This window comes from Alkalidesulfovibrio alkalitolerans DSM 16529 (assembly GCF_000422245.1).
Classification (GTDB): domain Bacteria; phylum Desulfobacterota; class Desulfovibrionia; order Desulfovibrionales; family Desulfovibrionaceae; genus Alkalidesulfovibrio; species Alkalidesulfovibrio alkalitolerans.
The window spans coordinates 22,907-35,689 of the sequence record NZ_ATHI01000011.1 but is presented as its reverse complement, the minus strand read 5'-3'; the positions used below and the strand labels follow the sequence as shown (position 1 = coordinate 35,689).

Here is a 12,783-nt window from a genome sequence, read left to right as displayed (position 1 = left end):
GAAAAAGGCGGCAAAGGACGCTGCGTAACTCAGCCCCCCAAGGGCGGCAGTGTCAGGTGAATACTATCTCTGTACACCACAGTGCGATATCATGCATTACATTGTTTGCGGCGGAAGGTTAAGAGGGCACATGATCCGTATTGCTACTTTGAATATGAACCATAGGACAAACGCTATTCCAGTTCCAGGTTCGTTCTTCGATATTGTTATGGACCTCAGTCCTGATGTTTTAATTCTGACAGAGTATGTCCATGGGCGAAACAGTCATAATTTTGCATGTAGAATGAATGCTATGGGCTTTTGCTTCCACTGCTCCAACTATGTTCCTGGGCAGAATCAAGTATTGATAGCCTCCAAAGGGGAGATGCATATTGGTGGTATGTCAGTTCAGTGTGGAGATCCTTGTGATCCTCCAAATTTCCTTCATGTAAGGACTTTGGATATGGATATTTTTGGCGTTAGGATGCCTATTCCTAAAAACGCAGCTAAAAAGAGAGAATATTGGCTGCATATCACGAACAAATTATTGAATACAAATGGTCCGGCCATCTTGATGGGTGATTTCAACATGGACTTTTGGGGGCGTCAACGAAGCGCAGGGTGCCAGCAGATTCATGCTTTGTTGGCGAATGGTTGGCAATCGAAAAATCCAAATCCATTATCTGAAGGGAGCTATATTGGAAGTAGGAAGAACGGCGCTGGTGAGAGGGTATCCAGTCGTCTAGACCATTTCGTTGCATCAAGCCATTTTCGTGTTTGCTCTGCGATGTATTTGCAAGATGTTTCAGGAAGATATATCGTTGGAGATGAGTCTGGTTCTTTTACAGATCATGCTATCTTGAGCGTGGAGTTGGATCTGAATTATTAGCTCTTGATGAGGCGGATTCTAGAATGTTAATGAAGACTGATGCTAAGAGTAAATGTGCTGATATGAACCTATGGTTTGTACAGAAGTGAATTGATGAATTTTAAAAATATTTCTTATCCCTTTTGAATGATCATGCATTGTGAGCGTCTGAAGAGGCTTTCGCTCTCTTTCCTGCAAGCATTGTCCTGACTCCGTGGACGATGAGCCCAAGCAAGACGAATATCAGAATATAATCCGGGGAACACGAGGCTCCTCTTTCTGTTGCCATTGGCTCGATGACGATGAACAGGCCGATGGACAGCCGGAGAATCAGAAATCTCGTGAGACTGAGATTGTTCTGGAATCCGTAGTAAAGGTCATCTCGCGAAGATTTTTTCGTTCGCCTGATGCACAGGGTGATGATGCTCTCGATGCAATAAAGAAAAATCGCCGAATACTTTGCAATGGCGCAATGCTCGGTGAGGGTTTCGAAATACGCGTCGATGAGTGGTTCCATGGTCATTGCCATTTATTGCTTTCTCTTGTCTGGCATGCTTCACTCTTTGTTTGCACCTCGTCTCTCATCCGCGCTCCTTTTTTGCAGCTTGGCCGATACAGGTCAAGCGCGATTCGCGTCCATCCGGGCGACGAAAAGGCCGAGGAGTGATCCCCACGCGCAGGAAAGCCACGGACTGAGGCGTGAAGCGCCCGGCTTGCGGGGAGTCTGCGGAAGGCCGCATTGTCACAGGGCCAAGAAAACGTCTTGCGTGTTTATAGACTTTTTCGAGGCCGGTTTGGCGGGGCGGGAATCGTCGAAGGGGTCAGGCCACGGCCAGCAGGCGGCCGGGCAAGCGCTCCATGGCCGCACTTTCGCTCGATCTGGCGTAGGCGGCCAGGGCGGCCGGGCGGGCCAGGGGCGAAAACGTCGTCTCGTCGCCCAGGGCCGAGGCGCTGTCCGCTGTCCGGGCCGAGGACTGCACGGCCAGGGAGCGGGTCTGGGCCACGTCCATTTCGTCGGAGAAGACGCGCGAGAGGCGCGCGGCCGTGCGCTGCTCCTCCTGCCGGACCAGGGCCTCGGCGTCGATGTGGATGTCTTCGCTGACGTAGCGCAGGCCGAACCCGCCCAGGGAAAAGCCGAAGTCGCGCGTGGTCACGCGCGCGGTGGCCTCGGGCGCGGCGCGAGCGACCATGTCCGCCGCGAAGGCGCTCTGGTGGGCGAGGTAGGGATTGTCGGACGGACCCGACGAGCCGATGCGCATGCCGTCTCCGGGGGGCCGTCTGGCGGCCCGCGCTCCGTCCTGGGAGCGTCTGGTCGGCTGTCCGTCCGTGGAAGCATGCCGCGTCGTCGCGGCACACCTCCCCTATAGGCGCGCGTCGGAAACTTGGCAAGTCCCCGGCAAAACCCCGATCATCAGCAATTCCCGTGCCGATCTTGCCCGCAGAGGTTGATCCGGCTGCCGGGAAAATCGTTCGCAGCTCCCCAAGGGCCCGCCCGGTCCTGGGTGGGAGGTGGTGAGGGCCGCCTCAGGCGACCTTGGACCGGGCGGGCAGGTTGGGACGGGCCGGAAGGATCGCGGCGATGAGCTCGGCCAGGGCCGGATGCGCACCGGGGCCGGGCTCGAAGGGCTTGGCCAGCCGGTCGGCCAGCCTGCCCTGCTCCATGACCAGAAGCTCGTCGCAGGTCCTGCGGATGACCCGGATGTCGTGCGAGATGAAGAGGCAGGCCGCGTTGGTCTCGCGCCTGATTTCGTCGAGCAGGTCGATGATCTGCGCCTGCACGGCCATGTCCAGGCTGCTCACGGCCTCGTCGAGCACGAGGCAGGCCGGGCGCGGGGCCAGGGCGCGGGCGATGCACACGCGCTGGAGCATGCCGCCGCTGAACTGGTGCGGCAGGCGGTCGGCGTCGGCCTCGCCAAGCCCCACGCGCGAAAGGAGCGAAACGGCCGCATCGCGCGCGGCCGAGCCCGTGAGCCCGTCGAAGTTCTCCAGCGGCTCGGCCACGATCTTCCAGATCGGAAGGCGCGGATTGACCGCGGCCTGCACGTTCTGAAAGACCACCTGCACGTTGCGCCGGAAATCCGTGAAGTCAGCGCCGCGAAGCCCGCGCACGTCGCGGCCGCGCCACAACACCGCGCCCTCGTCAGGGGCCTCCAGGCCCAGCGCCAGACGGCCGAGCGTGCTCTTGCCCGAGCCGCTGCGGCCGATGAGCCCCAGGCAGCAGCCCGGCGTGAGGGAGAGTGAAACTCCGCGCACGGCCATCAGGTCGCGGCCCTTGCGGAACCATCCGCCCTGGCGGTAGCGGCGGCTGACGCCGGAAAGTTCGAGAATGGCCATGGCTCAGACTCCGCACGTTTCGGCCAGGGGCGAGAGGCCGGAAAGGTCGTGGTGCGCGCGCAAAAGTTCGCGCGTCACCGGGTGCCGGGGGGCGTCGAAAATCGCCTGCACCGGGCCGCGTTCCACCACCTCGCCGTGGTGCATCACGCAGACTTCGCCCGCGAGCCGGGCCACGATGGACAGGTCGTGGGTCACGAGCAGGATGCCCAGGCCCTGTTCGCGGCGCAGGCCATCCAGAATGTCCAGGATGCGCGCCTGCGCAACCACGTCGAGGTCCGTGGTCGGCTCGTCGGCCACCAGAAGCCGCGCGCCGCAGGCCAGGGCCAGGGCGATCATCACCCGTTGCAGCATGCCGCCGCTCATCTCGAAGGGAAAGAGCGGCAGCACGGTCTCGGGCCGTTCGAAGCCGACCCTGGAAAGGGCCTTGGCGAAGCGCTCCGGCTTTGGCTTCCCTGGCTCGTGGGCCCGCACGGTCTCACGGAAGTGGCTTGCGACGGTGTGCAGCGGGTCGAAGCAGGTCATGGGGTTTTGCATGATCAGCGCGGCCTCGCGGCCGAGCATCCGCCGGTGCTCGGCTTCGCCCAAGGCGTCGAGGTCGCGGCCGTGCAACGCCACGCGGCCGGCCGTGCGCCGCACGCCGGGCGGCAAAAGCCCGAGCCCGGCCAGGCAGGAGAGCGACTTGCCCGAGCCACTGGAGCCGATCAGGGCCGTGACCGCGCCTTCCCGCACGGCAAAGGAGACGCCCTTGACAAGGGTGCGTTGGTCGCTGTTGCGGCCGGTGGCCAGCGAGACGTTCTCGACGCGCAGCAGTTCGGCGCTCATGCGTCGGCTCCCTTGTCCGCGTGGGGGTCGAGGCGGTCGCGCAGCGCGTCGCCGAGCAGGTTGAAGGCCATCACCGAGAGAAAGATCATGAGCCCGGGCAGGATGATCAGGCGCGGGTGGTCCCAGATGTACTGGCGCGCGTCGTTGATCATCACGCCCCATTCCGGGCTTGGCGGCTGTACGCCGAGCCCGAGGAACGACAGGCCCGAGACGTGCAGCATCATGTGACCGATGTCCAGGGTGGCCAGCACGACGAGCTGCGCGGCCACGGGCGGCAGGATGTGGCGTGTGAGGATGCGGCCGCGCGACGACCCGGCCACGCGCGCGGCCAGCACGTATTCGCGGTTCCTGAGCGAGAGCACCAGGCTTCGGATGATGCGCGCGTACCAGGCCCAGTGCGTCATGGCGATGGCGATGATCACGTTGACCATGCCCGTGCCCAGGATGCCGACCAGGAACATGGCCAGGATGAAGGTGGGGAAGGTCAGGAAGACGTCGCAAAGCCGCATCAGGGCCGCGTCCACCTTGCCGCCCACGTATCCGGCCAGGCAGCCGATGAGCGTGGAGATGGCCAGCAGCAGGCAGACGATGCCCGCCACCGAGCCGAGCGAGGCGCGCGCCCCCCAGATCAGGCGCGAGAACACGTCGCGGCCCAGATGGTCGGTGCCAAGCCAGTGGTCCGCGCTGGGCGGCAGGAGCTTGGCGGTCAGGTCCACGGCCACGGGATCGTGCGGCGCCACGAATGGCGCGAACGCGGCCGCGCAAAGGACCAGGGCGGCCAGGGAGGCGGCGGCCATGACCATGCGCCGCCGCCAGAACGGTGTTTCGCAGCTCACGAGCGGTCCCCTTGCAGGCGTATGCGCGGGTCGATCCAGGCGTAGAGGATGTCCACGAGCAGGTTGCAGAGCACGAAGATGGAGGTCATGACCAGCAGAAAGCACTGCAGGATCGGGAAATCGCGGTTGTAGATGGCCATGACCGCGTAGCGGCCCACGCCGGGCCAGGCGAAGACCATCTCCACGACCACTGCCCCGCCGATGAGCTCGCCCAGGTGCATGCCGATGCTCGTGACCACCGGCACCAGCGAGTTGCGAAAGACGTGCCCCCAGATCACGCGCCGTTCGGACAGGCCGCGCGCCCTGGCGTAGAGCACCGAGCGGGCGTGCATGTTTTCGAGCATGTTGGCGCGCAGGAAGCGGATGTTGATGGCCGTGGACATGAGCGCCAGGGCCATGGCGGGCATGATGATGTGCGAGACGCCGCCCATGCCCATGGGCGGCAGGAGCTTGAAGGTCACGGCGAAGACGAAGATCAGCAGATAGGCGAACCAGAAGCTGGGCATGGACACGCCCACGAAGGCGAAGGCGCGCGTCACGTGGTCGATGGGGCCGTCCTTGCGCAGGGCCGCGAGCACGCCCAGGGGGATGGACAGGGCCAGGGTCAGGAACAGGGCCGCGGCCGTGAGCTTGAGCGTGGCCGGGAGGTAGTAGAGGATCTCGCCGAGCACGGGGTTGCCCGTGACCCAGGAGACGCCGAAGTCGCCTTGCAGCGCCTTGCCGATCCAGCGCAGGTATTGTTCCCAGACCGGCAGGTCCAGGCCCAGCAGGTACCGCGCCTCTTCCAGGGCTTCGGTCGTGGGCGGGATGTTGGAGAGCCTGAGGTAGGCCATGGCCGGGTCGCCCTTGGCCAGGCGGAGCATCAGGAAGACCACCACCGAGACCAGGAAGAGGATCGGGATCAGCATCCCGATGCGGCGCAGTATGTAGCGGAACATATCCGATCCCCTTCCTGTTCGGTCGCCCTAGTGAGGCTGTTGACAAACTCTATTTCCCAGACCGTTCAAAAAGCTTCAGATGCAAGGCGCAAGGGAAGTTCAAGGGCGACGCGTATTTCGCATACGCGAGGGTTTGAACTTTTTGCAGCAACACAGCAGATGAGGCTTTTGGGGCGGTCTGCTAGTCGGCCCAGCGCATGCGCTCAAAGGGAATGATCTGGCGCATGGGCGTGAATTCGACGCCCTGAAGCTTCGGATTGTGGGCGCGCACCGAGGTCATGTAGGTCAGGGGCAGATACACGGCCTGCTCGTGCAGCGTGGTCAGGATGTCGCGGTACATCGCCTGGCGCGTCGTCTCATCGGTGGTCAGGAGCACCTGGGTGATCTTTTGGTCCAACTCGGACTTCATGGGCAGCCCCACCTGGGCCTGGTAGTCGGCGTGCGACGGCGCGCGCATGGAGCCTACCATGGCGTGCGGCTCGTAGGGCGCGCCCCAGGTGTCGTTGAAGATCATGCCGAACTCGCCGTCCTTTTGGCGCTTGAGGAAGGAGTCGCTCTCCTCGCCGATGAGGTTCAGGTGCATGCCGATCTTGGCCAGCTCGCCCTGCAAGGCTTCGGCGATGGCCTTATGCAGCGCGTCGTTGCCAGTGAAGCAGAAGTCCACGACCAAGTCGCGGCCGTCCTTTGCACGTACGCGTGCGCCCGGCGCGAGCGTCCAGCCCGCCTCGTCCAGGATCTGCTCTGCCTTGGCCCGGTCATAGGCGAAAGGCTTAAGTCCCAGGTCGCAGTAAGGCATGATCGGCGTAAAGAGGAAGTCGGCCTGCTTCTCGACGCCCAGGAAGATGGCTTGGTTCAGAAGGTCTTTGTCCACGGCGTGCTGAATGGCCAAACGCACGGGCAACTCGCTCGTGGGCCCACGCGCCGAGTTCACGGCCAGCAACCGCGAGGAGAGCGGACCGGAGACGCCCGTGGAGAAGCGCCCCTCGCGTTCGAGACGGACGAAGGCTTCAAGCCCGATCTGGGCTGCGCTGTGGCCGCCCGCGCCGTAGATCAGGTCGATCTGGCCGGTTTGCAGCGCGATGACCCGCGACTCGGGATCGGGCAGCACCTTGACCGTGATTTTCTCCAGGGCGGGCTTTTGGCCCCAGTAGCGCTCGTTGCGCACGAAGACGTCGTATTCGCCTTTTTTGCTCTCGGCCAGAATCCACGGGCCGGTGCCGACAGGCGCGGCGATGCCCATGGAGGTGTTGCCGTCCGGGGGGATGGCCGCGGGCGAGAGGAAACGCAGCGGCCGGATCAGCGCCAGCTCCTGCAGGATGGGATAATAGGGGTTCTTGAGCTTCAGGCGCACGGTCATGTCGTCCACGATCTCGCAGCCCTCGATCTGGTTGATCAGTTCGAGCCACGAGTGGCGCTTCGCGTTCAAGAGCACCGCGTCCACGTTCATCTTCACGGCCTTGGCGTCGAAGGGCTCGCCGTCGGAAAAGACCACGCCGGGCCGCAGGCGGAAGGTGTAAAGCGTGCCGTCGGGGCTGATCTCGAAGCTCTCGGCCAGCCAGGGCACGACCGAACCGTCGTCGCCGTAATGGACCAGCGGCTCGTAGACCATGGCCTGGGCGTACATCTGGTTGGGCGAGTAGAGGTGCGGATTGAGCGGCCCGCAATTGGAAGGCCAGGAGAAGGTCAATTCGGTTTTGGCGGCCAGGGCCGGAGCCGCGCAGAAGGCGGCAAGGGACAGGCCGAGGAGCAGGGCTGCGAAAATGCGCATGGCGAAACTCCCTGGCGCGGCATGGCCGCGCACGTGTTGATGGAAAAAGACCTCTTTGTAATATTTATTACTAATTTCGTGGCACGGCTTGTTACAATTCTATCTTGCGTATGTCAACCGGGGATCTTCATAAAACCAAGCAAGGGAATGAAAAGACGCAGTGGCGCGGTCGGAAATGCTGCACTGCTCAGGCTGCCCGTGCCCTGACCCGTTGGTCTAGTGTGACGTCCGCAAAATACGCAAAACCGTATTTTGCGGAGGACCGCTACGCCGAAAACGTGGTTTTCGGCTTGTTCACGCCGCCGTTGGTGGCGGAGTCGGGCAGATGTCCGGCTCACGTGTCGAGTATGATAGTTGGGAAATGTACCAATCTTCTTCGTGGACGCGATACTAGGCCGTCCGCCCGGCGTCGGAAGGCGGCGTCAAGGCGGCGTGAACAGGCTCGTCGGAAGGATTGCGGTCGCTTGCGGAAGGTTGGGGATGGCTGCTGGAAGGGACGTTTATTCCCTGACGCCGGCCATGAGCAGCCCGATGGAGGCCAGGCGCTTCTCGTCGTCCGTGGGGATGGTGTCCATGATCCGGCCCCGGTACATGACCGCCACGCGGTCGGCGAGTTGCAGGGCCTCGGAGAGGTCGCCCGTGACCAGCAGCACGCCCGCGTTTTCTCGCGCGCACAAGAGGTTGCGCCAGACCTCCTCGGTGGCCGAGATGTCCAGGCCCTGGGTGGGCTGTTCGGCCACGATGAGCTTGGGCGTGCGGTAGAATTCGCGCGCGATGACCAGCTTTTGCAGGTTGCCGCCGGAGAGCTTTTTGGCCTGGGTGGCGGGCCTGGGCGGCTGCACGTTATGGCGCTCCACCAATTCGGCCGTGGTGGCGCGGGCGCGCTTGCGTTGCAGGAACGGGCCTTTGGAGAAGCCCTTGCGTGTGGTCAGGAGCAGGTTTTCGACCATGTCCAGGTCGGGGCAGGTGGCCAGGCCCAGGCGGTCCTCGGGGATGTAGGCCAGGGCGTCCTTCCAGGCCGGGCGGGCGAAGAACTCGCGCCAAGGGCGGCCGAGCAGCCGCACCTCGCCGTTCTCGGGCTCGCGCATGCCGGTCACGGTCTCCACCAGTTCCTTTTGGCCGTTGCCCGCCACGCCCACCACGGCCACGATCTCGCCCCGCCGCACGTGCAGGTTCACGTCGTGCAGGCCGCGCCCGGCGAGCCCCTCGATCGTGAGCACCACGTCGCCCGCGTCCAGGGCCTCGCGCTCCATGGAGAGCAGCACCTCGCGGCCGACCATGCGCTCGGCCAGCTCGGCCTTGGAGGCCACGTCCGAGCGCGGCATGCGGTCCACGACCCGACCCCTGCGCAGCACCGCGATTTCGTCCGCGATGGACATGACCTCGTCAAGCTTGTGGGAGATGAAGACGATACCCTTCTCCTGGGCGGCCATGCGGCGCAGGGCGTCGAAGAGCGCCTCGGCCTCGGGCTCGGTGAGCACGGCCGTGGGCTCGTCGAAGATCAGCACCCGCGAGTTGCGGGCCAAAAGCTTGAGGATTTCCACCCGTTGACGTTCGCCCATGGAGAGGTCGCGCACCCGCGCGCGCGGGTCCACGAAGAGGCCGTATCGGGCCGAGAGCGCGGCCACGCGCTCCTCCTGGGCCTTGGGCGAGACAAGAAAGGAGTCCTCCTGGCCGAGCAGGACGTTTTGGGCCGCGGTCATGGTCGGCACGAGCATGAAGTGCTGGTAGACCATGCCGATTCCGGCGTCGATGGCCTCGCGGCTGGAGTCGAAACGGGTCGGTTTCCCGTCCACCAGGATGCGGCCCTCGTCGGGGTGGTAGCGGCCCGAGAGGATGCTCATGAGCGTGGACTTGCCCGCGCCGTTTTCGCCGAGCAGCGCCAGGATACGGCCCGCGTGGATGTCCAGGGTGATGTCCTGGTTGGCCGTGACCGCGCCAAAGCGCTTGGTGATGTGTTCGAGCCGCACCACAGGGGGCCGCGAGGCGTCGAAGATGGCCGTGGGCTCGGCGCGTTCGACCGGGGCTTTGGGCGTGCGGCGCAAGAAATCGAGCAGGCCCACGGCTATTCCTCCGGCTCCACGTTGACGCCGAGCGCGCCCGGCGCGCCCGAGCGCGCGCCGCGCAGGTTGGCGACGACCAGGGCGAGGATGGTCAGGCCGTACGGCAACATGAGCAAGAGCGAGGACGGCAGGTTCGTGCCCAGGGCCTGGACCCTGAGTTGGAAGGCCATGACCCCGCCGAAGAGATAGGCCCCGAGCACCGCGCCGCGCGGCCGCCAGAAGGCGAAGATGACCAGGGCCACGGCGATCCAGCCGCGCCCGGCGGTCAGGTTGGTGGTCCACAGGTGCGTGTAGGCCAGGGAGAGATAGGCTCCGCCAAGCCCCACCAGGAACGCGCCCATGACCAGCCCCACCCAGCGCAGCTTGGCCACGGAAAGCCCGGCCGCCTTGGCAGCCGGGGGATACTCGCCAGCCGCGTCCAGGGCCGTGCCGAGCCTGGTGCGGGCGAAAAGGAACCAGACCAGCGGCACGAGCAGGTAGGAGCAATAGACCAGGGCGTCCTGCGAGAAGAGGATGGGGCCCAGAACCGGGATTTCGGACAGACCGGGCAGGGGGTACTTGAGGAAGCCCTCGACCTTCTTGCCGATGTAGGGCGTGCCCAGGGTGTCGGCCAGGCCAACGCCCAGGATCGTCAGGGCCAGCCCCGAGACCACCTGGTTGCCGAGGAAAACGATGGTCACGAGACCGTGCAGGCACGAGAACAGGGCCGCGGCCAAACCCCCGGCGAGAAAGCCGAGCCAGGCCGAACCCGTGAGCAGGCAGGTCAGGAAGGCCGCGAACGCGCCTACGAGCATCATGCCTTCCACGCCCAGGTTCAGCGTGCCGCTGCGCTCGGTGATCATCTCGCCCAGGGTGGCGAAGAGCACGGGCGTGCCGGACTGCACCGCGGCCGCGAGCAGCGGCACGATCAGGGCGAAAATTTCGGGGTTCACTTGGGCCCCCGGTCGATGCGGAAGCGGAAGTTGGTCACGAACTGCCCGGCCAGCACGGTGAGCAGGATGAGTCCTTCCATGATGCCGCCGAAGGCGGCCGGGACCTGCAAGGAGAGCTGCAGGGCCTCCACGCCCACGCGAAGCCCGGCCAGGAGCAGCGCCGCCAAGCCGATGGCCAGGGGGTTGAGGCGCGCCAGCCAGGCCACCACGATGGCCGTGTAGCCGTATCCGGCCATGACCGAGGGTTGCAGTCGGCCGGCCGAGACGGCCGTCTCGTTCAGCCCGGCCAGCCCGGCCAGGGCGCCGCATACGACCATCACCAGGCAGACCAGGAAACCGTAGGGCATGCGAGCGTAGCGCGAGGCCGCCGGGCCAAGGCCCGATGCCTTGATTTCATAGCCCAGGCGGGTCTTGGAGAGCCACAGCCACACGGCCAGTCCGGCCAGCACGCAGACCACGACGCCCAGGTGCAGCCGCGTTCCAGGCAGGCGCGGGAAGAACGCGGCGGCCGGGAACTGGGGGGTCATGGGAAAGCCGAAGGAAGTCGGGTCCTTCCAGGGGCCGTAGACCAGCCAGTGGAGAAAATTGATGCCGATGTAGTTGAGCATCAGGGTGGTGATGATCTCGTTGACCCGAAGCCGGGTCTTGAGCAGTGCCGGAATCAGGGCGTAGAGGCCTCCGGCCGCTCCGGCGCAAAGAAACATCATCGGCAGGAGCACCCAGGAGGGCGACTGGGAGAAATGCATGACCGCGAAGGTCGCGCCCACGGCCCCGAGCGCGAACTGGCCCTCGGCGCCGATGTTCCAGACCTGCATGCGGAAGGCCACGGCCACGCCCAGGGCGCACAGGTAGATGGGCACGGCCTTGAGCACCGTGTCCTGCAGGGCGTGGGTCGAGCCGAAGGCGCCCTCGGCCAGATAGGCCAAGCCGAGCAGCGCGGGCTTGCCCTGTACGGCCAGCAGCAGGCCGCACAGGGCGAGCGAAAGCGCGAGGGCTATCGGAACGACAAGGCAGGAGCCCCAGAACCAGGGCTCCTGCCTCCGTGTCGCGTACAGACGCATGATCCCCTTACTCGGTGGAGCCGATCACGCCCTTGACGAACCACATCATGCCGAGCAGGTCGCCGTCGGAGAGGCGCTCGCCCTCGGCGACCTTCTGCTCGCCCTTCTGGTCGAACAGGGGGCCAGCGAAGACGTTGTCCGTACCCGCCACAAGCTCCGCCTTGGCGGCGTCCACTTTGGCGCGCACGTCCTGGGGAACCATGTCGCCGTAGGGAGCGAGATCGACCACGCCCTTGTCCATGCCCCACCACAGATCCTCGCTCTTCCAGGTTCCGGCGCGGACCTGGTCGAGGACGTACTCGTAGATCACGCTCCAGTTCCAGGTGGGAGCGGTCAGGTGGGCCTTGGGAGCGAAGGCGGACATGTCGGTGTTGTAGCCCACGGAGTACACGCCGCGCTCCTGGGCGGCCTCCTGGGGTCCGGGGGAGTCCTGATGCTGGGCGATGACGTCGCAGCCCGCGTCGAGCAGGGCCTTGGCGGCTTCCTTCTCGGTGGCCGGATCATACCAGGTCTTGGTCCAGACAACGCGGACTTCGACCTCGGGGTTCATCTTCTGCGCGCCCAGGGTGAAGGCGTTGATGCCACGGATGACCTCGGGAATGGGGAAGGCGGCCACGTAGCCGAGCTTGCCCGAGGCGGACATGGCGCCGGCGACCATGCCGGAGAGATAGCGGGCCTGGTAGATGCGGCCGAAGTAGGTGCCCACGTTGTCGGCGCGCTTGAAGCCGGAGCAGTGCATGAACACGGTGTTGGGGAAGTCCTTGGCCACGTTCTGCATGGGGTCCATGTAGCCGAAGGAGGTGGCGAAGATCACGTCCATGCCTTCGCGCGCCATACGGTTCAGCACGCGCTCGGAGTCGGGGCCCTCGGGCACGGACTCCACGAAGGCGGTGGTCACGTCAGGCATGGCTTCGAGCGCCTGACGGCCCATGTCGTGGGCGTAGGACCAGCCAGCGTCGCCCACGGGCGAGACGTAGATGAAGCCGACCTTGTAGTCCTTCTTCTCGGGCGCGGCCGGAGTGGCCTCGGCCGCCGGAGCCGGGGCGGCGGCCTCGGTCTTGGGGGCTTCCTTCTTTTCCTCGGCGCAGGCCGCGAGGGCCAGGGCGAGCATGGCCATGAGCAGCACTTTCATCAGGGTTCGCATGACGACAGACTCCTTTGAAGACGGTTGAGTGAGCAGGG

At 64.6% G+C, this 12,783-nt stretch carries 12 protein-coding genes; 1 reads left to right on the top strand and 11 read right to left on the bottom strand.

Annotated features, from left to right (window positions below; translation table 11 throughout):
* Window positions 1-130 precede the first annotated feature (130 nt).
* Entirely contained in the window at window positions 131-868 is a 738-nt protein-coding gene (locus DSAT_RS15345; protein ID WP_020885434.1) for an endonuclease/exonuclease/phosphatase family protein, read from the top strand.
* A 130-nt stretch (window positions 869-998) separates the two neighbouring features.
* On the opposite strand, the gene DSAT_RS06070 is transcribed toward DSAT_RS15345, so the two are convergent.
* The 11 genes from DSAT_RS06070 to DSAT_RS06020 all read right to left on the bottom strand — a co-directional run bounded on the left by DSAT_RS06070 (window position 999) and on the right by DSAT_RS06020 (window position 12,745).
* Window positions 999-1,364, bottom strand: a complete 366-nt coding sequence (locus DSAT_RS06070) for a hypothetical protein (RefSeq protein WP_152490247.1) — start codon at window positions 1,362-1,364, stop codon at window positions 999-1,001.
* 304 nt (window positions 1,365-1,668) lie between these two features.
* Window positions 1,669-2,106 (bottom strand): hypothetical protein, encoded by a 438-nt coding sequence (locus DSAT_RS06065; protein ID WP_020885432.1) that lies wholly within the window; start codon window positions 2,104-2,106, stop codon window positions 1,669-1,671.
* Between the two features lie 265 nt (window positions 2,107-2,371).
* Window positions 2,372-3,181 (bottom strand): ABC transporter ATP-binding protein, encoded by an 810-nt coding sequence (locus tag DSAT_RS06060; protein WP_020885431.1) that lies wholly within the window; start codon window positions 3,179-3,181, stop codon window positions 2,372-2,374.
* A gap of 3 nt (window positions 3,182-3,184) precedes the next feature.
* Window positions 3,185-4,003 carry an ABC transporter ATP-binding protein gene (locus tag DSAT_RS06055; RefSeq protein ID WP_020885430.1) on the bottom strand — a complete coding sequence of 273 codons (819 nt, stop codon included), beginning with the start codon at window positions 4,001-4,003 and terminating at the stop codon, window positions 3,185-3,187.
* Window positions 4,000-4,839: a nickel ABC transporter permease subunit NikC gene (gene nikC, locus DSAT_RS06050; protein ID WP_235695926.1), complete on the bottom strand. Its 840-nt coding sequence runs from the start codon at window positions 4,837-4,839 to the stop codon at window positions 4,000-4,002. Before nikC ends, DSAT_RS06055 begins: the two co-directional genes overlap by 4 nt.
* Window positions 4,836-5,777, bottom strand: coding sequence for a nickel ABC transporter permease subunit NikB (gene nikB / locus DSAT_RS06045; protein WP_020885428.1), 942 nt, complete (start codon window positions 5,775-5,777; stop codon window positions 4,836-4,838). Before nikB ends, nikC begins: the two co-directional genes overlap by 4 nt.
* Window positions 5,778-5,958: 181 nt before the next feature.
* Entirely contained in the window at window positions 5,959-7,545 is a 1,587-nt protein-coding gene (gene nikA / locus DSAT_RS06040) for a nickel ABC transporter substrate-binding protein (protein WP_020885427.1), read from the bottom strand.
* A gap of 500 nt (window positions 7,546-8,045) precedes the next feature.
* The gene (locus DSAT_RS06035; protein ID WP_020885426.1) at window positions 8,046-9,608 is read right to left on the bottom strand and encodes an ABC transporter ATP-binding protein; all 1,563 of its coding nucleotides are present in this window, start codon (window positions 9,606-9,608) and stop codon (window positions 8,046-8,048) included.
* A gap of 2 nt (window positions 9,609-9,610) precedes the next feature.
* The gene (locus DSAT_RS06030) at window positions 9,611-10,540 is read right to left on the bottom strand and encodes an ABC transporter permease (RefSeq protein WP_020885425.1); all 930 of its coding nucleotides are present in this window, start codon (window positions 10,538-10,540) and stop codon (window positions 9,611-9,613) included.
* Window positions 10,537-11,601 (bottom strand): ABC transporter permease, encoded by a 1,065-nt coding sequence (locus tag DSAT_RS06025; RefSeq protein WP_020885424.1) that lies wholly within the window; start codon window positions 11,599-11,601, stop codon window positions 10,537-10,539. The genes DSAT_RS06030 and DSAT_RS06025 overlap by 4 nt, the downstream gene beginning before the upstream one ends.
* 7 nt (window positions 11,602-11,608) lie before the next feature.
* A complete protein-coding gene (locus DSAT_RS06020; protein WP_020885423.1) occupies window positions 11,609-12,745 on the bottom strand; it encodes a BMP family ABC transporter substrate-binding protein in 1,137 nt (378 codons plus the stop codon).
* Window positions 12,746-12,783: the final 38 nt, after the last annotated feature.